At 45.5% G+C, this 25,574-nt stretch carries 26 protein-coding genes and 1 riboswitch; of the genes, 6 read left to right on the forward strand and 20 right to left on the reverse strand.

Annotated features, from left to right (window positions below):
• Positions 1-7: 7 nt before the first annotated feature.
• The 5 genes from nirB to QFZ80_RS31455 all read right to left on the reverse strand — a co-directional run bounded on the left by nirB (position 8) and on the right by QFZ80_RS31455 (position 6,776).
• Entirely contained in the window at positions 8-2,440 is a 2,433-nt protein-coding gene (gene nirB, locus QFZ80_RS31435) for a nitrite reductase large subunit NirB (protein WP_307551652.1), read from the reverse strand.
• Between the two features lie 688 nt (positions 2,441-3,128).
• Positions 3,129-3,725, reverse strand: coding sequence for an HD-GYP domain-containing protein (locus QFZ80_RS31440; protein ID WP_307562650.1), 597 nt, complete (start codon positions 3,723-3,725; stop codon positions 3,129-3,131).
• Positions 3,709-4,605 (reverse strand): HAMP domain-containing protein, encoded by an 897-nt coding sequence (locus tag QFZ80_RS31445; protein WP_307562652.1) that lies wholly within the window; start codon positions 4,603-4,605, stop codon positions 3,709-3,711. The genes QFZ80_RS31440 and QFZ80_RS31445 overlap by 17 nt, the downstream gene beginning before the upstream one ends.
• A 169-nt stretch (positions 4,606-4,774) precedes the next feature.
• On the reverse strand, positions 4,775-6,220 hold the full coding sequence (locus QFZ80_RS31450) for a flotillin family protein (RefSeq protein ID WP_307551648.1): 1,446 nt from the start codon (positions 6,218-6,220) through the stop codon (positions 4,775-4,777).
• Between the two features lie 37 nt (positions 6,221-6,257).
• Positions 6,258-6,776, reverse strand: a complete 519-nt coding sequence (locus tag QFZ80_RS31455) for an NfeD family protein (protein ID WP_307551646.1) — start codon at positions 6,774-6,776, stop codon at positions 6,258-6,260.
• Between the two features lie 198 nt (positions 6,777-6,974).
• Here QFZ80_RS31455 and QFZ80_RS31460 point away from each other — a divergent pair, with 198 nt between their 5' ends.
• The 3 genes from QFZ80_RS31460 to QFZ80_RS31470 all read left to right on the forward strand — a co-directional run bounded on the left by QFZ80_RS31460 (position 6,975) and on the right by QFZ80_RS31470 (position 10,767).
• Complete coding sequence (locus QFZ80_RS31460; protein WP_307562654.1) at positions 6,975-8,528, forward strand: copper amine oxidase N-terminal domain-containing protein; 1,554 nt, start codon at positions 6,975-6,977, stop codon at positions 8,526-8,528.
• A gap of 122 nt (positions 8,529-8,650) precedes the next feature.
• Positions 8,651-8,989 carry a hypothetical protein gene (locus QFZ80_RS31465; protein ID WP_307551642.1) on the forward strand — a complete coding sequence of 113 codons (339 nt, stop codon included), beginning with the start codon at positions 8,651-8,653 and terminating at the stop codon, positions 8,987-8,989.
• 176 nt (positions 8,990-9,165) lie between these two features.
• Positions 9,166-10,767, forward strand: coding sequence for a copper amine oxidase N-terminal domain-containing protein (locus QFZ80_RS31470; RefSeq protein ID WP_307562656.1), 1,602 nt, complete (start codon positions 9,166-9,168; stop codon positions 10,765-10,767).
• 65 nt (positions 10,768-10,832) lie between these two features.
• Here the strand turns inward: QFZ80_RS31470 and QFZ80_RS31475 are convergent, their stop codons facing one another.
• Positions 10,833-12,188: an 8-oxoguanine deaminase gene (locus QFZ80_RS31475; protein WP_307562658.1), complete on the reverse strand. Its 1,356-nt coding sequence runs from the start codon at positions 12,186-12,188 to the stop codon at positions 10,833-10,835.
• 62 nt (positions 12,189-12,250) lie between these two features.
• A riboswitch (purine riboswitch) is annotated at positions 12,251-12,347 on the reverse strand.
• 227 nt (positions 12,348-12,574) lie between these two features.
• Here QFZ80_RS31475 and QFZ80_RS31480 point away from each other — a divergent pair.
• The gene (locus tag QFZ80_RS31480; RefSeq protein ID WP_029196201.1) at positions 12,575-12,775 is read left to right on the forward strand and encodes a cold-shock protein; all 201 of its coding nucleotides are present in this window, start codon (positions 12,575-12,577) and stop codon (positions 12,773-12,775) included.
• 65 nt (positions 12,776-12,840) lie between these two features.
• A complete protein-coding gene (locus QFZ80_RS31485; protein WP_082562262.1) occupies positions 12,841-13,041 on the forward strand; it encodes a cold-shock protein in 201 nt (66 codons plus the stop codon).
• A gap of 225 nt (positions 13,042-13,266) precedes the next feature.
• On the opposite strand, the gene QFZ80_RS31490 is transcribed toward QFZ80_RS31485, so the two are convergent.
• The 10 genes from QFZ80_RS31490 to QFZ80_RS31535 form a co-directional block, all read right to left on the reverse strand.
• Complete coding sequence (locus QFZ80_RS31490) at positions 13,267-13,647, reverse strand: YflT domain-containing protein (RefSeq protein WP_307551636.1); 381 nt, start codon at positions 13,645-13,647, stop codon at positions 13,267-13,269.
• A gap of 55 nt (positions 13,648-13,702) precedes the next feature.
• A complete protein-coding gene (locus QFZ80_RS31495; RefSeq protein WP_307551634.1) occupies positions 13,703-13,867 on the reverse strand; it encodes a DUF1328 domain-containing protein in 165 nt (54 codons plus the stop codon).
• A 103-nt stretch (positions 13,868-13,970) separates the two neighbouring features.
• Complete coding sequence (locus QFZ80_RS31500) at positions 13,971-14,534, reverse strand: DUF1003 domain-containing protein (protein ID WP_307551632.1); 564 nt, start codon at positions 14,532-14,534, stop codon at positions 13,971-13,973.
• A gap of 191 nt (positions 14,535-14,725) precedes the next feature.
• The gene (locus QFZ80_RS31505) at positions 14,726-15,616 is read right to left on the reverse strand and encodes a CheR family methyltransferase (RefSeq protein WP_373460447.1); all 891 of its coding nucleotides are present in this window, start codon (positions 15,614-15,616) and stop codon (positions 14,726-14,728) included.
• On the reverse strand, positions 15,586-18,369 hold the full coding sequence (locus QFZ80_RS31510; protein ID WP_307562660.1) for a CHASE3 domain-containing protein: 2,784 nt from the start codon (positions 18,367-18,369) through the stop codon (positions 15,586-15,588). The genes QFZ80_RS31505 and QFZ80_RS31510 overlap by 31 nt, the downstream gene beginning before the upstream one ends.
• A gap of 100 nt (positions 18,370-18,469) precedes the next feature.
• Complete coding sequence (locus tag QFZ80_RS31515; RefSeq protein ID WP_307562662.1) at positions 18,470-19,279, reverse strand: PPK2 family polyphosphate kinase; 810 nt, start codon at positions 19,277-19,279, stop codon at positions 18,470-18,472.
• Positions 19,280-19,291: 12 nt separating this feature from the next.
• Positions 19,292-20,059 carry a sigma-70 family RNA polymerase sigma factor gene (locus QFZ80_RS31520; protein WP_307551627.1) on the reverse strand — a complete coding sequence of 256 codons (768 nt, stop codon included), beginning with the start codon at positions 20,057-20,059 and terminating at the stop codon, positions 19,292-19,294.
• The gene (rsbW, locus tag QFZ80_RS31525) at positions 20,056-20,514 is read right to left on the reverse strand and encodes an anti-sigma B factor RsbW (RefSeq protein WP_307551625.1); all 459 of its coding nucleotides are present in this window, start codon (positions 20,512-20,514) and stop codon (positions 20,056-20,058) included. Before rsbW (QFZ80_RS31525) ends, QFZ80_RS31520 begins: the two co-directional genes overlap by 4 nt.
• Positions 20,511-20,882 carry an STAS domain-containing protein gene (locus QFZ80_RS31530; RefSeq protein WP_057304436.1) on the reverse strand — a complete coding sequence of 124 codons (372 nt, stop codon included), beginning with the start codon at positions 20,880-20,882 and terminating at the stop codon, positions 20,511-20,513. The genes rsbW (QFZ80_RS31525) and QFZ80_RS31530 overlap by 4 nt, the downstream gene beginning before the upstream one ends.
• Before the next feature lie 14 nt (positions 20,883-20,896).
• On the reverse strand, positions 20,897-21,352 hold the full coding sequence (locus QFZ80_RS31535; RefSeq protein ID WP_307562664.1) for a DUF948 domain-containing protein: 456 nt from the start codon (positions 21,350-21,352) through the stop codon (positions 20,897-20,899).
• 167 nt (positions 21,353-21,519) lie between these two features.
• On the opposite strand from QFZ80_RS31535, the gene QFZ80_RS31540 reads away from it, so the two are divergent.
• Positions 21,520-21,978 carry a Dps family protein gene (locus QFZ80_RS31540; protein ID WP_307551622.1) on the forward strand — a complete coding sequence of 153 codons (459 nt, stop codon included), beginning with the start codon at positions 21,520-21,522 and terminating at the stop codon, positions 21,976-21,978.
• Positions 21,979-22,280: 302 nt separating this feature from the next.
• Here QFZ80_RS31540 and QFZ80_RS31545 read toward each other — a convergent pair whose 3' ends face one another.
• From QFZ80_RS31545 to QFZ80_RS31560, 4 genes are all read right to left on the reverse strand, one after another.
• Positions 22,281-23,678, reverse strand: coding sequence for an IS1182 family transposase (locus QFZ80_RS31545; protein ID WP_307564255.1), 1,398 nt, complete (start codon positions 23,676-23,678; stop codon positions 22,281-22,283).
• Positions 23,679-23,968: 290 nt separating this feature from the next.
• The gene (gene rsbW / locus QFZ80_RS31550) at positions 23,969-24,403 is read right to left on the reverse strand and encodes an anti-sigma B factor RsbW (protein ID WP_373460216.1); all 435 of its coding nucleotides are present in this window, start codon (positions 24,401-24,403) and stop codon (positions 23,969-23,971) included.
• Positions 24,400-24,732, reverse strand: a complete 333-nt coding sequence (locus QFZ80_RS31555) for an STAS domain-containing protein (RefSeq protein WP_307551619.1) — start codon at positions 24,730-24,732, stop codon at positions 24,400-24,402. The genes rsbW (QFZ80_RS31550) and QFZ80_RS31555 overlap by 4 nt, the downstream gene beginning before the upstream one ends.
• Before the next feature lie 135 nt (positions 24,733-24,867).
• Positions 24,868-25,557, reverse strand: a complete 690-nt coding sequence (locus QFZ80_RS31560) for a hypothetical protein (protein ID WP_307551617.1) — start codon at positions 25,555-25,557, stop codon at positions 24,868-24,870.
• Positions 25,558-25,574 lie beyond the last annotated feature (17 nt).

A 25,574-nucleotide genomic window follows, 5' to 3' on the forward strand; every position in this document is an offset into this window, starting at 1 on the left:
ATCCCCTCTATTTCAAAATAGACTCTGCCGACTGCTCTTCCATCGGAACGAACGTCTTGCGCAGCTCTTGCTGTTCAATGATTTCTTTCCAAGGATCCTTCATCAGATCCAACGCCTTCTCAATCCGCTCAATTAGAGCGGTGCGGTCTTCTTTACTCTCCAACGCCACTTTGATCGTATCTAAACCGACACGTTCTACCCACTCGGCAGTTCGTTCGTTGTACTTCCCTGTTTCGCGATAATACTGCAAGTAAGCGCCGGACCATTCCAGTACTTCTTCTTCGGTTTTCACTTTGCACAGTAAATCGGTTCCGCGAAGCTTTGTTCCTCCGTTACCACCGACATGCAGCTCCCAGCCTCCGTCAATCGCCACAACGCCAAAATCCTTGATCGTGGCTTCCGCGCAGTTCCGTGGACAGCCCGATACGGCCATTTTAACTTTTGCCGGCGTGCCCAGACGCTCAAACTTCTTCTCTAGCTGAATACCCATGCCGATAGCATCTTGCGTACCGAAGCGGCAGAACGTTGAACCTACACACGTTTTCACTGTACGCAGTGTCTTACCATATGCGTAGCCTGAAGGCATATCGAGATCAGCCCACATGCCTGGCAAGTCTTCCTTCTTCACACCGAGCAAGTCAATACGCTGACCACCTGTTACTTTCACGAGCGGCACTTCGTATTTCTCTGCGATTTCCGCGATTTTTTTCAGATCCTTCGGTGTCGTGACACCCCCATACATTCTCGGAACAACCGAGTACGTGCCATCCTTCTGGATATTCGCGTGATTGCGTTCGTTCACAAAGCGGGACTCTCTTTCGTCCTCATGCTCTTCCGGCCATACCATGGCCAGATAATAGTTGAGCGCCGGGCGACATTTGGAGCAGCCTTCTGTATTCGACCATTCCAGTACATTCATGACTTCCTTCGATGTCGTCAATCTCATACCGCGGATCGCTTCCACCACTTCATCACGTCCAAGTGTCGTACAGCCGCAAATGCCTTCTTTTACGGTTTTCACACCGTCTGCGCCGAGTACGTAAGTGAGCACATCAGCTACAAGAGGCTTACAGCCGCCGCAGGAAGCGGAAGCTTTGGTACAAGCTTTTATCTCATTGATGCTGGAACAGCCTTTCTCTTGAACAGCCTGAACGATCGCGCCTTTGGATACACCGTTACAGCCGCAAACAATTTCGTCATCGCTCATCGACGCAACCAAATCAAGGCCGGATTTCGCTTTACCTCCACCCTCACCGAGCAGAACCGTCTTTTCTTTACCAGTTACATCTTCTCCGTTACGAATCATCGCAAACAGGCGAGAGCCGTCACTGATGTCACCGAACAAAACAGCACCGATGACTTTGCCGTCTCTAATAACGACCTTCTTATAAATACCTTCGAAATCGTCCTGCACGCGTACGGCACGGGTATCAGGTTTATCTGCATATTCACCTGCCGAGAACACGTCCACGCCCGATACTTTCAGCTTGGTCGATACGACGGAGCCTTGATAACCAGCGGTCTCTATGCCTGCGAGCCGTTTGGCAAGCACCCCGCCTTGCTCGTAGAGCGGAGCGACTAAGCCATACGCTACACCGCGATGCTCGGCACATTCGCCGACGGAATAGATGTTAGGCACGTTCGTTTCGAGAAGGTCATTGACAACAATACCTCGATTGATCTCAATTCCGCTGCTTTTGGCAAGCGCAATGTTAGGGCGAATCCCTACGGCCATGACCACGAGGTCCGTTTCAATTTCCGATCCGTCCGTAAAACGAAGTCCCGTAACACGTTTTTTTCCGAGAATCGATTCGCTGTTTTTCTTTAACAAGAACTTCATGCCTTGGCGTTCCAATTCTTGCTGCAGCAATAGAGAAGCTGTTCTATCGAGCTGTAGATTCATCAAGTATTCGTTAATGTGTACAACCGATACTTCCATATTCAGATTTAGCAGGCCACGCGCTGCCTCCAGACCGAGAAGCCCTCCGCCAATCACGACCGCTTTCTTGTATTTCTTAGCGGCTTCAATCATCGTTTCGCAATCTTTGATATCTCGGAAGGCGATGACGCCTTCTTTGTCCGCGCCAGGCAGCGGAAGCATGAACGGCAGCGATCCTGTTGCGATGATCAGTTCATCGTAAGGGACGCTAACACCTCCGTCAGTTCTAACGAGCTTGCGTTCCGTATCAATTTTGTTGACTGTATGTCCCGTGTACAATGTGATGTGATTTTCTTCGTACCAGGACCAGTCGTTGATAACAATGTCCTTCATATCGGCATCGCCTGCCAAAACCGATGAAAGCAGGATGCGATTGTAGTTCGGGTGCGGTTCGCTTCCGAAGATTGTAATTTCGTAGCGGTTCGGCGCAAGCTTTAGCATTTGCTCGATACAACTGACTCCAGCCATTCCGTTTCCTACCATAACAATTTTTTTCTTCATTTTGATTCACGCTCCTGTATCGGTTATATTCTTACATTGAATGTTAGTTAATTAATAAATTCTTTAATATCCGTTACACTGTAAATTTTTACGTCAAATTATCTAACATACGAATAATTACTACTAATGTAACTCAGAAATTCGTATTTTTCAACAAAAATTTGCAGTTTCACTTAGTAAAACCAACAAACGTTTCTTTATTTCACGAACAATTTAACGTAAATTACAATTAATTGTTCGGTTTTACAAATTAATAACAGTTATATTGTGGAAAATACGAACAATTAGTTTATTACTTCGATAATTGAAAACGCTTTAATGTTATATTAAATAACATAGAAATTAGTTGTACTAGTCATTCACCTTTTTCAAATTGCTATCTATACATCCAAAGTACCCCAACATATTATCCTCATGATTTTGTTAACTACATGAGAAGGACGAGTAGGAACCCTCAGCTGCCTTTTCCGCACGATAGGCTGGGGTTTAGATCTGAGAAGGCCGAATCGGGCTTCTCAGTGAGGTTTTGCTGGGGCTAGCGGTGCGAGAGTGCATAGTAAGTGGGAATCCTCAACGTCTATTCCAAAACTTATACTTTCTTTCTATTGTGGTAACAAAAAAAGCCTCACAACCCGCAGTTCCGCGGCTGTAAGGCCTTTCCTTCATACGTTTTAAACCTTATAGAACTTCAATGAACCTTTGAGCGAACCAGGGATCCCACTGGGTCCCACTGGGTCCCCTTTCCTTCAGCGAGAATGGCCAGTGCCTTCTCGACCGGCATCCCTTTCCGATAGGGACGATCGGAGGTCATGGCATCGAAGGCATCGGCAACCGCAATGATGCGGCCGAACTCCGGAATATCCAGGCCCTTCAGGCCATCCGGATACCCGCAGCCATCAAAGCGCTCATGATGCGAGCGCACGCCTGGAAGCAGGGGCGCCATAGCCTCAGCCGGCTCGATTTGCTTCAAAATCGATTCGCCGAGCACAGGGTGCAGCTTGATCTGCTCGAACTCCTCGTCGGTGAGCCGACTTTCCTTCAGCAGCACATCGTCGCGCACACCGATTTTGCCGATATCATGCAATAGAGCGGTCTTGTTCAATAGATCGAGCTCCTGTTCGTTCAAATCTACAGCTCGTCCAATCAACAAGGAATACTTGGCGACACGCGTCGAATGACCTGCTGTATAAGCATCCCGAGCATCGAGTGCAGCCGCTAATGTGGAATAGTAGCTCTGCAGCAGTTGGTTGTTCATCTTTTCACGCGTTTCAAGCCCCTTTACCATGTGGTTGAAACCAGACTAGCCGCGAAAATTCATCCGAAAATAAATCTGAGGCTCTTACCTGCAGATCGCCGGATTGAACTTCTTTCATTGCCCTATATAAATCTCCAATTGGCTGTTGGATGTCTCTTGCCAGCATGCGTGCCCCTAAGGAGGAAAAGCCGACTCCAAGCAGTAGAATGATACCCGCCCATTTCCAATAATCGACCGTCATATCCGAGGACTGCGAAATCAAACGAATTTGAGTTGCTAAACTAAACAGAAAGAGCGGCATAGTTCCAATGAGGAAAGCACTTAGCTGAAACTTTCGTTGAATCGAAACGATGACTCTTCCATCCAAGGAAACATCTTCACCGTAGATGCGCTGTCCCAATTTCCGAATATGTATGAGCACCGGCCTGATGGCCTGAGCTGTTGTGAAGAACTCTAGTAAAGCATGCATGCTCGCCACAAGCACTGCACCAATACCGGCAAGCCCTATGTAAAAAACCGGAAGAGATAACCAACCTCTCGCAATCCCGATGCTAGCCATCGTCATAGCAGGGATCGATAAGCCAAGAAAGTGCGGCCCCATGATCCGCATCACCGAAAGCGCCGGAAATCGGTGCGTTTGTAAATAGGCTTCTCGGATGGTTGCCAGATCCGGAGTCTCCTGCTCCAGCATCTCGCGAATAGGCTTCATATGCCTACGAAACACCGCGATTTCAGCAAGCATCATCACGCATAGCGAGGTGACCATAATGAAGAATACTCGCACCATTTCCGCATTCGAAATCGTTAGAGTTGTAGAAATGATGACTCCGCCAACCACAACAACAGCGATCCCAGACCCCATTATATAATTTAACAATAAATTCCATAGAAACTTTCTGTATATCTGCACGATGTAGGGTCCTCATTTCTTTGAAGCTATCTACCATTTCACTTAATTCTTGTGTTTTTCTCATTGTATAGCAATTCAACCATTTTCGCTTTAAATCTAAAACGCTTTTAATAAAAAAATCCCCAGCCTGGAAGCTGAGGACATTGCTCAATAATACTGCGCATTCACGTTATTCCGATTCCTTATTCAAAATAAGTTCGTTATCCTTGCCTAGGAATGCACGCGCAAGATCCGTCACGCTTTTGCCTGTTAGCGTCTGTGTAATTTCCGGTACTTGCGCGATCATTTTGGCAATATCGCCTGTAATCCGATTCACGCCTGACGTCGTTCCATCTTGCGAAATTACCGTAATTTTATCTACATTGCTCAGCGGGGCCGCAATTTTCTCAGCCAATTCCGGCAGTATGCGAAGAATCTCCACTGTAACCGCCGCCTGTGTATACTGCTTGTAAGCCTCCGCTTTCTTCTCCAACGCTTCAGCCTCCGCAAGTCCCGCCAAGCGGACGACTTCCGCATTCGCTTTCCCTTTCGCGAGCTCCGCTTCGGCCGTCGCTTCGCCGCGTTTTCTCGTCGACTCGGCATCCGCCTCGGCTTCGAGAATTTGCCTCTGCTTATTGACTTCGGCGCGCATAATAGCTGCTAGCTTTTCCGCTTCAGCTGGCTTAATGACCGACGCTTCGAGCTCTTTCTCCTTCAGCTCGACTTCAATCTGGCGAACTGTCTTGTTCGCCTCCGCTTCCATCTGCTTGATCTTCACCTGTTCAGTCACGAGTGATTGTTGAATTTGATTCTGCTTCAATTCATAGGCCAAATCCGCTTCAGCCTGCCGGCTCGTCGTTTCCTGCTTGAACTCGGCTTCCTTCATACTGAGCTCTTTGCGGTACTGCGCTTCCTTCGCCGAAGCAGCGCTCTCCGCCTCAATCTTTAACTGATGGGCTTCCGCTCGACGAATCGCGGATTCCTTCTCCGTATCTGCCTGACGAATTTGAATATCCCGCTCCACTTCAGCTCTGGCAATACTAGCACTTTTGCGGATACGCTCCACTTCCGGCACGCCCAGGTTCTCAATGTATCCTTGATCGTCGGCCACTCGTTTGAGTACAAAGGAGATAAGGCTCAGCCCCATTTTATCCAAATCCTCCGAACAAGTTTCCCTCATCTTGCTGTTGAGTTCATCCGGGTTCTTGAGAATAGCTTCAACTGGAAGCTGCCCAACCAACCCGCGAAGATGCCCTTCTACAGAATGCAAAATCATCATTTCCCGCTCCAGCAGTGTGTGGTCAAGAAACTGTTCCGAGGCTGTGCCAATCGCGATTGGATCACTTTGAATCTTGATCTGAGCCACCGCCTCAATTTTGAGCCGTATTCCCTGCTGGGAAAACATAGGTTGATCCGGCTTCACATCAAAGCTCATGAGCATCATAGAGATCGTTTTAAAACTTTGAAAACCAGGGATGACGAACGTCCCTCCACCTTGTACGACCCTTTTACCACCTAAACCATACACAATCATGGCTTCATTCGGTGGCACTTTCTTGTACGCTCTCACAATAGAAGCCAGTAAGATAAAAACAACAACAACAATCGCAACAACCGTATACAAAATTCCCAACATAAACGCATAACCTCCCAGTAGTTAATTGCAGCTGCTATTATTGGTTAAACCCCGTTACCGTCGCAATCCCTTTATTCATGTACAAAACGACGACCTTCGTCCCTTTCGGAATGGATTCCCCATTCTCAGAGCGAACACTGATAGAACGCGTAGTGCCATGCATCACAAACATCATTTCGCCCATACCCTTTCCATTAATCGGCACAGACAGCTTTCCTAACTGACCACTCAGGTCAAAATCGCTCTCTTTCATGCTGTGGTCATGCTTATAAATAACTTTGGCGTAGAGAAGGAAGAAGAGCCATCCAATGAAGAGACCGGCACCGATTGCGATAAGCAGAATGAGCAACACACTTGTCATCCCAACTTGATTCAGCATATAACCAATGCCGCCAAACACCGTCAAACTAGCTAAAATGGAGGATAAGTTAAAAAAAGACGGTCCACCATGGGCATGGGCAGCCCCGTTATCCGCATGAAATTCGCCACCAAAAAACGTAATAAGAACCGTAAGTACAAGGCCTACAAAGAAACATATGGCAAACAACGTCATCATAGACAATTACCTCCTAAGAGTTTTGCTTTAGTAAATTTACCTTGTACGCAGTACGCCTCATAAATATAGACGAATTTGGTAATAAAAGGTTTCGTTCAAAAAAATTTACTCTTAACAGCGAATCCTTCGGCTTTATTTCGCGTATAATCATTGGACGTCTTTTACTATTTTTATTAAACCTAAGGAGTAGATTATCACATGTACAAAAAGAAATTGACTTGGTGGATCTCCGCCGCAATGGTTCTAATGATGTTTACTTTATCAGGCTGCCAGGCTGCGCAAGGATTGGACCTTGCTGGGGCCATTCAGAATGACTGGGCCGTGAAGTCCTCAGAATCCAAAGGTACCCTGCAGCTCGAGTTTGTGCCCAGCAACACTTCTAAGCTATCCACTGAGGAACAGAAGGCACTAACCGCTCTGCAAAACGTGAAAATCGAACTCACCAATGTAAAAGCACAAGATGCACAGCACCTATCGGCAGATGGTACGATTACATACAGTAGAGGCACAATTCCTTTCAAACTTGCAACTGAGGGCACTAAGTTCATTTTGAGTGTCGAAGGCGCGAAGAAACCGATTGTTTTCGATGTCTTAGGAGGTTCTAATTTATCGTTTACGAAGCTGTTACCCGCAGCCGTGCAAGAACAGTTCGGCAACAAAATTGCGGATATTAAATCTGCGATTATTGGACTTATTTTAGCTAATACACCTAATCCGTCGAACATATCCGTTACACCTGTTACGGACAAAGTGAATGGCGAGTCCCTCTCTCTGCAAAAAGCGCATATCGAGCTTAGCGGCACGGAACTGGCTTCCCTTATCAAAAAGCTGCTGAGCAATGTTCTCGCTGATGAAGCTGGATTGAAAGAACTGATCAGCCAATTGTACGATGCCCTTTCACCCATAATTGAGGAGCAAATCAAGGGCGGATCTACTGACTTTTCTCTAAAGATTTTAAGTAATAAACAGTTAGCCGTTGGACTTGTCTATCCACCTGTTCAAGATTTCCTGAAGAAAACAGCTGCGTCCTTGGATAAAATGATTGCCGGAGATGCTTCCAACGAACAGGGCATTCTGCCGATTCAGGATTTATTTAACAGCAAATCAACCCTTCAAGCAGATATTTACATTGATGCTGATAAGCAAGTTCGCAAGCAAAGCCTTGCATGGAATGTTCCTCTTACGAATACGAGCTCAGGCGTTGCTGCTCTCAAGCTATCCTACGTAAGTGAGACGTGGAATATTAATAAGCCGGTCACAGCGAATACCATTAACATTTCTGGCGGTGCTCTAAATGTAGGTCTGGAAGCTTCTTCTATCTATAGCTTATTGAATAACCTAGATAAGCAGTCTCTCATTTACAAGCTGCTCAAGGAAGATTTGAAAGTGACGAAAAAAGAAGTCAATCTGAGTACGACTGGATCCGCCTCCGATGAACTGCAGCCTTTTATTAATTCAGATGGCACAACAATGGTGCCTGTGAGATTCATTTCTGAAAAGCTTGGGGCTGAGGTTAGCTGGAACGGAGATCTTCAGCAAGTAACCATCAAGGATTTATTAACTGGTGCGACGGTTATCCTGAAGCTAGACAGTAAAACCGCAAGTGTGAACGGCGCTTCTGTCGAGTTGGAAAGTGCGGCTACACTCCATCACGAATCCACCTTCGTGCCGATTCGATTCATCGCAGAGCAGCTCGGAGGCAAAGTCTCCTTCAATGACGATACCCGTGTAGTCACGATTAAACGCGACTAACCTGTTTGAATTAGACGCGAGTGGTCTATAGCACCTTTTTTGGGCGGCTGAATAGTCTAGTAGTAAACCTAGGCAAAAAGCCTGCTGCTATGTGCAGCCGCACGAAAAAGGAGCGAAACAATATGTATACGAATCCGAATCCACCGCATCATCATGGTCATCAAGGGCCTCTCGTTCTCTTTCAGGCAGATCCAAATTGGCAGCACATGCTCAAGCAGAAAAGAGATACGATCTTAGGTGAACTCCACCCGCATATCGGTCGCAACATTCGTGTCACGACGTTAGAAGGGCATACACATGAAGGTGTTTTGGTTAATGTGGATGGACATCACGCTTACCTTCAAGTGAATCCGCACGGGCATCCTCATGGTCAGCATAGACCCGTCTATACACCAGCACAATACAACCAAATCATGACGCTTGTCCTCTTCGAACTATTGGTTATCGTACTGCTTTCCTAAGACAAAGCTCGTTCTCATCAGGCCTTTAAGACCTCTGAGAATCGAGCTTTTTTATTCGTGTCTATTAAACCATTGTAAAAATTTTCTAATCAAAGCGCATCTTTCCCTCTTTTCGTGCGTATAATCTATCACTGCTATTTTTTACTAGCTATTATATCTAAGGAGTAGATTTGTAGATGCAAAGAAAGAGATTTACTTGGTGGATTTCCACTGCATTAGTTATTATGCTTTTGGCACTAACCGGGTGTCAGGCTGTTCAAGGGCTAGATTTGGGGCAAGCTATTCAAAATAGTACCACCATTCAATCTGCCGAATCCAAAGGGTCACTTCAAATGGACATTATCACAGGTAACACTGATGGCTTGTCGGCTGACGAGAAACGGATAATTGACGTCTTGAATCATGTAAAATTAGAGCTGAAGAGCGCTAAAATGCAAGATAAGCAACACATCTCTGTAGACGGTGCTCTTACTTACAGCAAAGGGTCTATCCCCTTCCAGCTCAACGTAAATGGGACCAAATTCACTATACATATCGAAGGTGCTAAGAAACCGCTTTTCTTTGATCTGATGGGAGCGCAAGCTGGCTTGGCTGGCTCATCTTCTGCAGGGCTATCATCCGATATGCAGCAGCAGCTTCTCAAGAAAGCAGAAGATTTATGGCCTTCATTGCTCAAATTCTTCTTAACCAATGCTCCTAACCCGGAACATTTCGCCGTATCTTCCGTGTCCGAGCCTGTGAATAGTGAAATACTTTCCATGCAAAAGGCTCACATAGAGATGAAAGGTAATGAACTCGTAGGCCTACTGAAAACATTCCTAACGAACATCCTCGCTGATGAAAAGGGAATGAAGGAATTGATTGGTCAGCTCTATGATGTACTGGTTCCTGTTATCAAAGAAGAAATGAAAGCCTCCTCCTCCGAGAGTGAGTTCAGTTCTGAATTGCCAGACCTTATGATGTCTTATTTTGATAACAAAACGTTAGCTGTTGAGTTTGTTTACACTACCATTCAGCAATTTCTTCGGAAAGCTCTTGACGAGTGGGATGAGAACATGCAGGAGACTCTTTCTTCTGTATCCGACTCCCAAGTGAAGGCATTACTGAGTGATAAAACCATACTTAAAACAGACTTCTTCATCGATACCGATAAACAGATTCGCAAAGTAAATGCAGAGCTTACACTCCCCATCACAGATGTTAGTGCTGGAGTCAGTGCGCTTAAATTTACTTACACCAGTGAAATATGGAATATCAATAAGCCTGTTACAGCTAGTGTAATTGATACCTCTGGCGGGGTATTGAACCTAAGTGAGGAACCAGCCAACACCGATTCCTTCTTAACCTATTTCAACAAAGATTCTAAGTTCTATTCATTTCTGAGAGAAGATTTGAAAATAGCCAAAAAAGACATTCACTTGCTGATGAATCAGGATAGCGATGACGAATACGAGTTCGATTCCTCCCATCCTTTTATCAATGAGGATCAAGTATCTATGGTGCCAGTTCGATTCATTTCGGAGAGGCTAGGCGCGGAAGTGAAGTGGAACGCAGCCTCAGAGCAAATCACTGTGAAAGACGAACTTAACGACAAGACGATTATTCTGACCCTTAACAGTAAAACAACGAGCGTTAACGGATCCCCTGTTCAATTGGACAGCGCCCCGATCCTGAAGAATGGCTCCACTTTCGTACCGCTTCGTTTTATCGCCGAGCAGCTTGGCTGTAAGGTTGGTTTCGATAATAAAACTGGTAGTGTAACCATTACAAGAGAATAGCCCTGCTCCTAAGCCAAAAGCTCGCTCTCATTCGGTCTATAAGACCGGTGCGGAGCGAGCTTTTCTCATTGCTGAATGAATCTTTCGAACGAATCCTGACATTCTCTCGCTAATTTCTCCTCGTCAGATGCAACTAGTTTGCCGTTCTCGACGACAACCTTCCCATTCACAATCGTATAATCAACCGGACGTTTGAGCCCTACCGTCCCTAGCCACGACTTCGGATCAGTCTGAGTCCCCACAGCGTCAATTTGATCTACACGTACCATGAACAGGTCAGCTGCTTTACCAACCTCCAGCGAACCAATGTCGCTTCTTCCTAATATTTCTGCGCCGCCTCTGGTTGCTACCTTCAAGAGATCATATCCGGTCGGCGCCTGACTGCTAGACTGAAGTCTGTGCAAGAGATACGAGACTCTGAGTTCCTCTAGCAGATTCGAGCCATCGTTTGATGCGCTGCCATCAACAGCTAAGCCCACGGGAATCCCCATCGCAAGCATCTCGGGAACCCTGGCTATGCCGGACGACAGCTTCATGTTCGAAATCGGGCAATGCGCGACTCCTGTTTTGGTATGTGCAAGCAGCTTCATTTCGTCATCGTTAAAATGTATCCCATGCGCATACCACACATCGGAGCCTAACCAGCCCAGACTCTCCATGTAGGCCAAAGGCCTCATCCCGAAACGTTCGAGCGTGTAGGCTTCCTCGTTCTTCGTCTCAGCTAGATGCGTGTGCAGCCGCACACCCTTCGACCTGGCGAGCATCGCCGATTCAAGCATGATATCCGCTGATACGCTGAACGGTGAACACGGAGCAAGCACTACCTGCCGCATTGAGCCTGTGCTGGCATCGTGGTAGAGATCAATTAGCCTCTCACTATCGGCTAGAATCGTATCTATGTCCTGAACAACGCTCATGGGAGGCAGCCCTCCCTGATCGTTGCCCAGCGTCATGGATCCTCTCGAAGCAACGAATCGGATACCAAGACGCTCCGCGGCTTCAAACTGTTTATCTACAAAATGGGCACTATTTTGCTGTGGAAACACATAGTGATGGTCGAAAACGGTCGTACAACCGTTTTTCATCAGATCCGCAATCCCCGTAAGTGAGCTATGATACACGGCGTCCGGCGTAATTCCTTTCCAAATTTCGTAGAGATAACGCAGCCAGTCGAATAACTCCAGCTTCTGCACCTGCGGCAGATTGCGCGTGAACGTTTGATACAAATGATGATGCACGTTAATGAGACCGGGATACACGAACATCTGAGACGCATCAATAACCTGATCTGCCTCATACAGGTCCTTCCCCATCTTCACGATCCGATTGTCTTCAATCAGGATATTCGCCTGTTCCAGCACACGATCCTCCTCATCCACCGTTACAATTGCTTTTGCATTGCAAATCAACAATGAACCCATCCTTTTCTTCCTCCTCAACGTAAATGAGGAAACCAAAAAAATCCTAACAACAAACACAATATATGAGCATATATTGTGTTCGTAGTTAGGATTTAGGTTCCCAGTAGAGCCCCCGAACCGAATTATCGAGGTTATACGAACTATGAAGTTGTGTCTTGCGGCTTATAATTAGCCCCAGTATAGAGCAGAGAATGGCGGCACGTCAATACTTATTGACGCAACGACTTTGTGATAAATTTTTCGATAAATGAATTTTTAGTAAAAATGGAATAAGCTCCCCTATAAATGGATATATTATCAAAGCTGCGTTAACAAGCTATCGGGATCTACGTGATCTTCGGAAACAGGAGCGCAGGCACAAATTATTTTTGGAGGTTTTTGTATACATGGAAACAGGCACGGTTAAATGGTTTAATGCAGAAAAAGGTTTTGGTTTCATTGAAATGGAAGGCGGCAAAGATGTCTTCGTTCACTTCAGCGCTATTACTGGGGAAGGCTTCAAAAGCTTGGATGAAGGCCAAAGCGTACAGTTTGAAGTTGTTCAAGGTAACCGCGGACCGCAAGCTGAAAATGTAGTCAAGCTGTAGTCCTTCACCACATATTGCTTTAACTGCTTGCGAGTCTGAGTCTATTATGACAAGGAGGAGTTCGATTGTACTTTTCAAAGAAATCGTTGGAACCTGTCCCCGAGGAGCAAACCAGCATCTGGACCTGCAGCACAGAACAGTGCTCATGCTGGATGAGAGATAATTTTTCATTCGCTGATAGTCCTGCATGTCCAATTTGCAATTCATCCATGGTCAAGGATTTAAAGATGCTCCCAACCTTATCGAACACAAGCAGCAGGCGATGAATGCAAGAAGGTAGCAATTGATTTCACAAGAAACCCTTGCGTCTCCGAATGGAGGCGTTCAGGGTTTTTGTTTTTATTTTTGCATGAGGCAAGGATAAACGACTCCGTCGTCCTTAGGGACGAGCGCGTTTGTCAAGGTAGATGCGATGCAAAAGTATAAAACTTATACTTTCTTATCTACACAGAAAAGAGACTCCTTGAAGGAGTCCCCTTTTTAACGTTTTCTTATAAAATAGTGCGTTGAAAATCTGCGCCGTCATAGTCTCTAACTTCCGTTGAAGGGGTAGCCAGAACAAGGATTTTCCCTTTATCCAGCTCGCCTTCCAAACGACCTGCCTCCACGTCAGGCACACCGAGCGCTCTCATCTTCGCCCGCAGCTCATCGCCGCGAGAACGGAACAGATTAGCGATCGACGTCAGCACACCCTCCTCCGCCATGGTGATCTGCTCAGCGCCCGTATAGTTAGCGACGAAATCAGTACCCTCAGCACTATGAGTCAGCACATAAATATGCTCTCGCTCAAAGCCTTCTCTGTACAATTGCTGCACTTTATTCTGTGCCTCTTGAAGATTCGATGTCACACTCACTCTGGTATAAGTATTCATGGTAATCCTCCTCTTTGGCTATTATTTATTGGGTTAGTGCATGATTAAACTTTTGCTAAAAGCCTCTTCGTCTTGAGAAAATCAAGGATACGACGAACATAATCAGGAATACGAAGAATAAGACTTTGGCAATCCCTACCGCTGCCGAGACAATCCCAAAAAATCCAAAAACACCGGCTACAAGTGCAATGATTAGAAACATAATTGCCCAACCTAACATAGGAAACACCCTTTCTTATCATCGAATATTGGTTGTTCTTGCTATGTCATCTATTAACCACATCGCCTAGTAATGAAACACATTTCAGCTGAAAAATATGAATTCATCCCTTGGCATCCCCTTGCTCAAGTTGCCGCGTTAAGCCCTGCTGTTCCATTCTTTCCAGCCTTTTATCCAGACGTTCGAGCATTGCCTTTAGCTCCATATTCTCTTGTTCGGCTCGGTAATTGATCGCGAAATCAAGGATCGCCTCCTGCTTATCTCGCGCCGCTTGACGATTCTGACTCATCAGAATGACCGGAGCCTGCAAGGCCGAAATACAAGATAGAATCAAATTAAGCAGGATGAATGGCGGTTTATCAAATGCGAAGCTCATCAGATTAATGATCATCCAAACCCCCAAAAACGAACAAAACAACACAATAAACGTCCAACTCCCGCCAAAAGAGGCAATATGATCAGCAAGGCGATCAGCCCTTGAAGACTTCTTTTCCTGCTGTTCAATCAAATGGGACTTAATATTCCCTTGATATTCATTCACCATGGCCGTTATGCGATCTAACTGGTCATTATCTAGTTTGGCACTCGGATCGTTGTCCAGTTCCTGAAACAACTTCTCAGGTGTACAATCGCCTGTAGATTTCTTTTCATCGATATCTTCTTCCATTGGCTTCCCTTCTTTCTGCGTCAAAGTACAATCTACTTTATATTTAAACATTCCACGCTGAGGATGAAACAACCCTTATTTTCACAACTTTAAATCCATAATTAGCATTGTGGGTTGGGTTGGGCTACTCGCCGCCTCCTCCCATATTCAAAACAAAAAAAACACTCTCCAAGGGAGAGTGTCCAGCAAAATTATCTCTTACGATAAATTCGTTCCAGTGGTACGAAATCATCATATTGCACCCCTTCGGGCACGAAAAGAATGGATTCTTTTTTTCCTAAGCCTAGATACCCACCTGGAATTAAACTGCCATGAAATAGGCTGTGCACTTGCTGCTGCAGCTTCGTATCGAAATAGATCATGACATTGCGGCATAGGATGACATGGAATTCATTAAAGGAGCCGTCCGTTACGAGGTTGTGCTGCGCAAACATCAGATTTTCTTTCATCAGCGGCTGAAAATAAGCATATTGATGGTCTGTTGTATAGTACTCGGAGAAGGCTTTGGTCCCGCCAGATTCCAAGTAGTTCTTCGTATAGACTTGCATCTGCTTCAGTGGGAAAGCGCCTTTTTGCGCGCTCTCAATCGCTTTCTCATTCATATCCGTCGCATATATCTTCGTTCTTTCGGCCAAGCCTTCTTCCTGCATCAGGATCGCCATCGCGTACACTTCTTCTCCGGTGGCACAGCCTGCATGCCAAATCCGTATCTCAGGATACTTCCTAAGCTCGGGAACTACCTGACTTCGAAAAGCGCTGAAAAAGCTTGGATCTCTGAACATTTCTGTCACTCGGATCGACATGTCGTTCAATAATTGTTCCACGAAGCCAGGTTTATGCAGGACTTTCTCTAGCAGCGCTGTGATGGATGGCAATTTCTCTGCTTTCATGCGATTGAGAATTCTCCTGCGTAAGGATGAACGCACATAATGGCGGAAATCGAAACCATACATTTGATATAAGCCTTCCAAGAGCAGATTAATCTCGATATTTTGCAGCTCATCGTGGGGCAGTTCTTCTAATTCGGTGTAATGATCCAAGGACTGGCGAATCAATGTTTCTTCACCTGCTTCGTCAACCATACCCGCATAAGGGAGAATAGTTGATCCATATTCAGCGGCTTGGTGATATAGTCGGAAGCGCCGGACTCCAGACATTTCTCTTTCTCACTCTTCATTGCTTTCGCCGTTAGTGCAATGATGGGTAAATCGTGCAGCTGCAGCTGACCGCGAATCGCTTTCATCGCATCATAGCCCCCCATGACCGGCATCATAATGTCCATTAACACAAGGTCGTAATCGGAATCTACGGATAAAAGCTCCAGGGCATGCTTGCCATGATCAGCAATCTCCACGGTAACTCCCTTCGTCTCAAGTGCTGTGACTAGTGCGAAAACATTACGCGCATCATCGTCTACGAGAAGCACCCTTTTACCGTGAAACAATTGCGAATCTGAGCTTATGGGCTCAGCCATTTGCTGCTCCGCTATCAAGGAACTAGGTTCCGTCGAAACGGTTACCATGGTATCGAGTTTCAATTCCTCGCTAGCTGCTGCAATTTCCCCTCGCGGATAATCGTTCTCTTGAACCTCAGGCTCAGATTCACACGCATTAGGCACATAGAGGGTGAACGTGCTGCCCTTATGAAGCTCGCTTTTCACGACAATGGACCCACCAAGCAAACGCGTAAACTCGCGGCATATCGATAAACCAAGTCCTGTTCCGCCGTATTGCCGGTTCGTTGTACCATCCACCTGTTGGAATGCTTCGAAAATAACCTGCTGCTTATCGATTGGGATACCTATTCCGGTATCTGTAATCGAAATAGCCAGTACGATTTCTTCCGGATCTCTATGAAGCAGCTCTTTGACTCGAGAAGGGTCAGCGAGCGCAATTTTCATGGTTACAGAGCCTTGCTCGGTAAATTTAAAAGCGTTAGATAACAGATTCTTCACGATTTGCTGCAGGCGTTGGCCATCCGTCAGAATCACATTAGGCACATTAGGCTCCAAAATGACCTCGAAATCCAGCCCCTTCTTATCCGCTACAGGATCAAACATCAGCTTCATTTGTTGCGGAATTTCGGTCACGTTGACCTCATCCGTCATAATTTCTATTTTACCCGCTTCGACTTTGGATAAATCAAGAATATCGTCAATCAGCGCGAGCAGATCATTGCCTGCAGCATAAACGACACGTGAATAATCCACGACCTCCGACATTTGCATTTCCCCGTTATTTTCCGCAAGCATTTGCGACAAAATCATAATGCTATTGAGCGGTGTTCGCAGCTCATGGGACATATTTGCAAGAAAATCTGATTTGTACCTCGAACTTGTCTGAAGCTTAAGCGAGAACTCTTCCAGCTCATCTTTCGCTTTCTTTAACTCTAACGCTTTCTGCTCCGCGAAATGGTTCTGTTCCTCTAGGAACTCATTCGTCATCCGCAGCTGCTCTTGCTGCATCTGGAGCTCTTCTGACTGTGTTTGCAGTTCTTCCGATTGTGACTGCAGCTCTTCCGTCAACATCTGTGACTCCGAAAGCAGACGCTCTACTTCCATTCGGCTTCGCACACTCGTAATCGCCGTTCCGAATTTCTCTTGCAGCAAATCAACCAACGTAAGATGCCTCGATTGGAAGGGCTGAAGAGAAGCTAACTCAATAACTGCCTCGGCTTTGCCCTCCACAATGATAGGAGCAACCAGTAGGCTTTGAGGTGTGGAGACGCCTAAGCCTGACATTACTTTAATATGGTTCTCCGGGAGATTGTCCATCAGGAAAATCCGCTTATCTACGGCACATTGACCGACTAAGCCTTCCCCTAGTTGAAAGCTAGCAGATGAGGGATCTACCCCGGATGCCGCATATCCTGCTATTTTCACATACCGAGTCTCGCCCCCAACGTTATTACGGAGGTATACAACACCATAGACGGCATCCAGCATAGGAGCTAGCTTACTCACAAAGGTTTCACTCAATTCAGTGATATCGTTAATCCCCTGATACAAGATCGAAACTTCAGTTATATTGGTTTGAATCCAGTTTTGCTTATCTAAGCTTGCCAGCAAATCATTCGTTGCTTCCACCAACACTCTAATCTCGTCATTGGTTGTCACTTCGATTCTAGCATCTAGATTTCCTTCAGAAGCTGTAATATCTCGAATTGTCTTAATGACTCGATTGATCGTGCTAGTTATCGAATTGGACAAAAATAAAGCCACCAGAACGGAGAAAATGGAAGTAATACCCAAAACAATAAAAAGAACAACTCTAAGATTATAGTTGCTTTTCGCTAGTTGATCGACTCTTGCAGCCGTTAACTGCTGTTCAACCCTAAGAAAGGAATCAAACTGCGTACGCAGCTGATCCATCCATTTTCTTCCTGAATTTTGTTTAAATAAATCATTAATGGCTGCTGTATTGTTTTCTTTTTTCAACTTAACAACGTTTTCGCCAGCATTCTGGATCCAGTTCTGAATCGTTGGTTTAATCTGCTCCAAGCTTTTCTGTTGTGCAGGATTTTCACTTATTAAAAGATGAAGCTTATTATAATTATCGAGCCATGCTCGGCTTCCGGCCTCATAGGGATCCAAGTACTGCTCATCCCCTGTAATGACGTAGCCTCGCATCCCCGTTTCCATATCGATCATATTTTTCTGTATAACGTTTAGGAGATCGCGTACTTCAATGTCATGCGTGGATATGAAGTCTACTTCCTTCTGAAGAGAGGTTATTCGATCACTCACAACTAAAAGGGCTGCCCCTAAACATAGAATAATACAGACATATCCTAAAGTAATTTTAGCCTTTATGCTGACAGGAATAGATTTAAACATGTTTGCCTCCTAGTACAGTTCGTAGCGAATGTTATGTTAACATTCTACTATTCTCACTATACCACATTAAGAGAGCTAGAGAGATAGTTTGCGCTTGCTTCTATAATTGATCCAGCAACTGATCGAGCTCCGGATCGGATTCCGGATAAGCTAAATTCATGCTTTCCAACGCTTCTACAGCAATTTGTAGAACGGCCCAATCTCGGTACCAGCGATGATTAGCAGGCACGACATACCACGGAGCAGAAGCCGAGCTGCACTGCTTAAACACATCTTCATAAGCCTTCTGGTATTCGCCCCAAGATTCTCGCTCCACGAGATCATTCTTGTCGAATTTCCAACGTTTGGTTGGATCCGTTAGCCGATTCCGCAACTTTGCAAGTTGGAAATCCTTCGAGATATGCAGGAAAATCTTAACGATTTTCACACCGCTGCTCTCCAGCAATTTCTCAAATCGGTTAATGTGCTTAAATCGACTCTTCGCTTCTGAATCGGTAATCGAGTTGTGTACTCGGGTTATCAGTACATCCTCATAATAAGACCGAATGAAAGCCCCGATCATTCCTTTCGCAGGCACAACCTTATGAGCGCGCCACAAGAAATCATGAGCGGCTTCCTCTTCGGTAGGCGTTCTGAAGCTGCTTACTTGAAAGCCCTGTGGATGCAGTCTTCCGAGCGCACGCTTAACGACGCCATCTTTGCCGCTGCAATCCATGCCTTGAATCACAAAAAGAACAGACTGCTTCTTCTCGGCGTACAGGATATTTTGCAAGGTTTCTAATCGCTCACTCAGAAACTCGATAGTCGGTTCGGCCTCTCCCCGATCGTGAAGGGCTCCAGTTTCATTAGGATCAATGCTTTCTAAGCGTACTTTCTTCCCGTATTCCAATTGAAAATGGTTGCCCGGCATCCGGTAGCCCCCTTACGTGCTCTGGTTTAAGACAGTCTTCAGCTTATCAATCGCCCGCTTTTGAATCCGGGATACACTCATCTGAGAAATCCCTAATTGGTCAGCAATGTGCCGTTGCGATTGTCCTTCATGATAGATAAGACCAATAACAGTGCGTTCTTCCTCTTTCAAACAAGTCATCGCCTCTTCAAGATCCATACGTCTCTCGAGGGTTTGATAGTCATCCGTTGGACCAGCGATCATATCGCCAATCGTCGCACTATCCCCATCACTCGTGAGCGGAGTATCCAGTGAAGTGTAATTATAATAATCGCGGCCTGCCAGAATCTCAATCGTTTCTTCCGGACTCAGCTCCAAATAAGCCGCAATCTCATCGATACTCGGCGAACGTTCAAACTTCATAGTTAGCTCATCCAGGGCACGCTGGACAAGCGAACCTTTCTCCTTAATTCGTCTTGGAACCTGTATGTACCATGACTTGTCACGCAAATAATTTTTCAGATGACCAATTAAGCTTTTCATGGCATAGGCTTCAAACGGAATCTCCATGGTGCTGTCATACTGTACAAAAAGCCGCAGCATCGACATCTGTCCAACTTGAAATAAATCCTCATATAAATCAGGACGGCTCCGCGACATCTTGCCTACGGCCATACGAACAATGGGTTCATAATGCAGTAGCAGCGCCGTAGCCGTCTCTTGACAAGCGGTTTCCTTATAGATCTTCATTTTCGAGTACATTTCATATAACGGTTTCGAGGATGATGCATTCGCATTCATACCATTTCCTCTTTTCTATTCAGCTGGCTTGCCAGTTGCTTCGTCAGAATAACCTCGGTTCCTTTACCGTTATGCGTCAGTACTTGTACATCATCCATTAAAGCTTGCATCAGGAACAAACCTAGTCCCCCCACCGTCGCTTCACTGATGGATTTATGGTGCAGCGAGGCTGCGTCGGCATCTGTTTGAACATAATTAAAGCTATTGCCTTCATCCTTCACAGAAATCCTCAAAAATCCGCTGCTGTGTTCAAATTGAACCTCCACGGTTCCTGACTGGTCATGAGAGTAAGCATGCAGGATCGCATTATTGCAAGCTTCTGCCACAGCAACCTTCATATCTTCAATATCTTCGAAGGAAAAGCCCGCTTTGGTGGCAACGCCATATAAAGTGAGTCGAACAATATCTAGATATTCTGCCTTTGCCGGTATCGTAAGGCCAATGTATGGGCTCATATGATTTCTTCTTTCCTTTCTGTTACACCTTTGTTTTGACTTTGGTCTTCACGACCTACCAAATAGCGGGCTATGCCAGTTAGTTCGAATAGTCGCTGGATTTTGGCAGGGATGTGATGTATACGGAAGGCTGCCTTCATCGCAGCTCTCACTTTAAGCACGGAAACAATCATACCAATTCCGGTACTGTCAATATAACGCAACTCTTTTAAATCTAACGTTAGAATCTCATTTCCTTTATGAACGACCGAGTCAAGCGCTGTGGCCAGCTCCGATGCAGCAGATAAATCGAGTTCTCCACTTAAGTATATGATATTTTCTTTCCCATTCGATTGTTTGTAGACAGTAAATTTACGTATAGCGTTCACAAGATGACCCCTCTCTATTTCGTAACACCGGTTTGCGGTGATTTCTTGGCTTTCATTTTTTGCAACATCTCATACGAGATGGTAACTCCTTGCAAGATCGTCTTCCATTTCGTACTAAGCGGCTGAGTTTGTTGGGTTAAATTCGTTTGTTTAACGGCTGAGATTAAACTCGTGGCTGATTGTTTCACCGACGATGTTAACTCGTGAATCACTTGTCCTACATCGTTAACCGAGCTGAACAGATGATTAAGCTTCGACAGCTTCACACGCACATCTATGGCCATCTCATTGGTATTGAGAATAACGTCCTGTACTTCCGAACTGATCTGTGTGACTTCATCCTTCATTTGGCCCATCGTTAATGTGATCTCATCTAATGAGTTTTTCAGTGATTTCAAAGTTTGAATCAAATAGAAGACAAGGAATACAAACGCAACGGCTGCAATGATCGCACTAATTTGTACTAACATTTCAATCACCCCTATCTGCTTAATTACTTATTGCTTACCCCCGTTCTTGGCATCTGAAACAATGTATGCTGAAATTTTCGATTTACTTTCCTTTCTGTTTCAAGCGGAATATGACAGGGTACTTATACGTAAGCACAACCATACTAATTAAGTGGAGGGATTTCATAATGGTCAAAACCGCAACGAAAGCAAGTCCGATTACGGAGATTCTTGACAAGCAGGTCGCTAACTTTTCGATTCTCTATATGAAGCTGCATAACTATCATTGGTATGTGAAAGGTGAGAATTTCTTTACCCTACATATCAAATTCGAAGAATTATATACAGAGGCTGCCTTGCATCTAGACGTCATCGCGGAGAGAATGCTATCACTTCGTACCATTCCGACAGCTACCTTGCAGGAACATTTGGCCACAGCGTCCATTAAGGAAGCTAAGAATGAGGATACGGCTGAGCAAATGGTGAAGCAGCTGGTGAGTGACTTTACCCGCATTTGCTCGGAGCTGACAGAGGGAATTGAACTTGCTGAAGAGCAAAAAGATCAACCGACAGCCGATCTGCTCATCGGAATTCGCTCATCGCTCGAGAAGCACAGCTGGATGCTGGATGCGTACCTTGGCAAATAGTTTGTAAAAGCACTCTTACGCCGTCCTTGCTCGAGAGAGTTGGTAACGGTTGGTGCCGCAAGTTATGCTGCCCAACACGTAATTGTTCTTCATTCGTTTGCTACCCGCGTACTTGTTGTACTTTGTACAACATTAAGCAAGCTAATCCGCGTTTTCCAAGCGATTGTTGCAACAAATACAACAATTCCAGCCTAAAGTAGCTAAATTGCTTATAAAAGGGCTAAATTGTTGTATAACATCAGACCGTCTAAAAAAGCGCTTTCATCAGATGTGAACTGGCTGCAAAAGGGAACGAAGGTGTTTCATCCAGAGCATCTTGTTCGAAAAGGGGCAGCACAAATACACCCTCCTAGCCTAGCCAGGTACCTGGCTATTCGTTTGAGGTTCTGCGCGACACTTGTCATCAAGGTCTGCTCTTGCACACCTTTTCGTCCCCGGAACCGGCAACGGCGAAGCCCGTAGAGTTCTTTGGACTCTGCGAAACTTCGCTCAATGGTTTCCTTGCGTTTAGCATAAAGTTGTCGGCCGACCTCGCTTTGTGTGTGTGCGGTCACATGTTCCTTGTACACTTCCCATACGTGTCGTCCCATTTCTCGACGTTCTTCTGAAGCTGTACATTGGCCAAAGAGTGGGCAGTTCTTGCATGTTTCCCCCTCCGTGTGATATATCTTCTCCCCTGTTCGCTTCGTCGTGTAATAGATCATCTCCTGGTTTGCAGGACAGCGATAGACATCTTTGTCAGCGTCATAGGTAAATTGTTCTTTAGAAAAAATTCCTTTACGAGCGGGTATTTTACGCGGCGCAATCACACCCATGATGCTCATCTCTTCTAATTTCTTGCACACGTACGCACCCTTGTATCCGGAATCTAGTATGACGGCTTCAATGTTTTCCTGCCAGCCAAACGTTTCTTGCTGGCGCTGTAATCGGTCAATGTAAACCGTAGAATCGTTCACATTTCCAGGGGTGACAAACGAATCCGTGATGATGTTGAATTTAGCATCAACCGTCCGATGCTCCAAATAAAAGAAACCTTCTGGTTTTCCTTTACGTTTCATATAACCACTGTCCGGATCCGTTTTGCTTACTATGTGACGTTCCTTTGGCCGTTCGGATGAGTCCGGTGCCAGTTCTTTTTGCCCATGTTTCTTGCGTTCTTCATTTACCGCCTGCTCCAGCTCTTCTAGATAAGCAGAGGGCGCTTTGGCGAGTTCTTGCATCGTGTACTTGTTTATATTCGCACTCGCCTGCATGTGAGTGGAGTCTGTTACAAGCAGTCTTCCTGCAACCATACGATGGGAAATTGCCAGTCGAACAACTTCATCGAACACATCTTGAAACACACTGCCCGGAAAGCGGTGGTGCCGGTTCCAACTAATGGTGCTGTGATGCGGAACAGGATCTCTTAGTGAAAGACCGAGGAACCAGCGATAGGCGTTGTTGACTATGATATCCTGCTCTAGCTGCCGCTCCGAGCGAACACCAAATAGATAGCCGATCAGCATCATTTTAAACAATCGAATTGGGTCAATGGATGGTCGCCCGTGAGTCGGATGATAGTAATCCTTTACTTTATCCGTGATAAAAGAGAAGTCAATATGTCGCTGAAGCAAGCGAACGAGATGGTTATCTGGTACCAGTTCATCCAGATAAACCATTTCGTAACTCATCTGAGGATTTTCCTTATCGCTATGCAACAATACGACCACCGCTTTCTCTTTTTATTCCTTATATTATACTACATTACCGCGTTAATTTGATGATGATACTATAAGGTACTTTTTCGACAGGTTGATAACATACAACATCCTGAGTTTTTTAAGAAGAAATCAAGGGAATTGTTGTACCCTGTACAATTTGCTTTCTAATTGTCCATTTCCCAAATCCAGAAAACAAAAATGTAGGTGAAAATAGTCTCTTACTGAGAGATTGTACTTGTATATACAACCTCACTTCGCTTAGCAAAAAACCACGGATCGGCGGTTTCCCGTCAATCCGTGGTTTTGTTTTGGACATATTTGACGAGCGTGACTTCGGTTCCTCGGTCTATTTTCACGATAACTTCATCCATCAGCGCTTGCATGAGATAAATGCCAAGGCCTCCAGACTGTAGTTCACTTGGCGAAGCCCCAGACAAAGGCACCGTATGCTCGGGGCGTTCTTGATAATTAAAACCTGTGCCATCATCTTTCACTTTCACAGTCAACCTGTCGTCTCCGGGCTCATAGCTAATTTCAATTTGCCCACTGCCACTCTGCGGTTCCCCGTGAAGTACAGCATTGTTGCAAGCCTCCGAAACCGCTACCTTCATATCCTCGATATCTTCATAAGTGAAACCTAACTTGGTAGCAACCCCATAGAGACTGAGCCTTACAATATCCAAGTATTCCGCTGCCGCGGGTATCTGTAAACGAATCACATTCATGCGCTTCCTTCGATCCCTTCGTTCAGGAATCCTGAGATTCCCGTAAGATCAAACAACCTCTTAATGCCGTCCGGGATATTACTGACCGTGAACGGCGCTTTCAACTCATCCCGAATTTTCAAGGCTGAGACCATAATGCCAATCCCCGTGCTATCAATATACCTCAACTGCCCGACATCGAGGATTAACGCCTTATCCGCCCGATGAACAACCGCTTCGAGCGCATGACGGAACGTTAAGGCCGCAGCCAAATCGAGCTCCCCACTGATACGAAGCTGTATAGATTTCTCCAATTCTTCTTGATCAACTTGGAACTTCTCTGTTGACATTAGCCACACACACTCCCTTACGTTATTCTTTCTCTAAATAGTAACAAGCCTCTACCTTTTACACAAGCTTTGTCTAAAATAGGAAGATATCCCTACACAAGCCTTCAAGCTGACCACAGAGGCCAGCTGAAGACATTAGGTGCTTGAAAGATGATAATAATCGATGGATATCAGTTCTTGTGTCTCTGATTCAATAAAAAGCTTAATCAGTGCTTCTCTCCGCTGAAAGACGATACCATCCTCCGCTGCGTAATCGGGTTCCCCTAGCAGCCGCTTCACATCTGTTATCGTCAATGGAATCCGTTGATCATTGATTTGAACGTGCCCAGCCTTGACTGGAATTTGAACAAAAGTCACGATATCATCTTGGAAACCAATATTCATATCCGGATATTCATACGTAAGGGCTCCAATAAAGCGGGGATCTTGGACAATCGTTAGTGGATACCCTTTCTTAGCAATGACTGACTCTGTATCATCGTATAGTGATATTCCCTCTAAGCTATGGAGTATAAGCACCAAAGAATTAGCCTCAGCTGCCTGCATACTAGTACTAATATCATTGCTAGTCTCCGCTTGGGCAGCGGCAAGAGTAGGCGGCAGAACGGGTAGGAAAGTGTCATCTGATCCTTCCGGATTCAGACTGATGATCTCCGGTGAAAGGATGATCTCCGGTTCACCGATTTGTTCTGAAGTTGTCCATCTGACGACAATTATCGCTAGAATAAAGACTAAAAAGAACAAAGCTAGCTTATAGACACGGCTGCGGTAACCCGTTATGTGTGTTAGCAGCTTAGCACCTTTGTCACGTAACATTACGTTCATAACCGATCCTCCTACTC

The organism is Paenibacillus sp. V4I7, assembly GCF_030817275.1.
Lineage (GTDB): Bacteria > Bacillota > Bacilli > Paenibacillales > NBRC-103111 > Paenibacillus_E.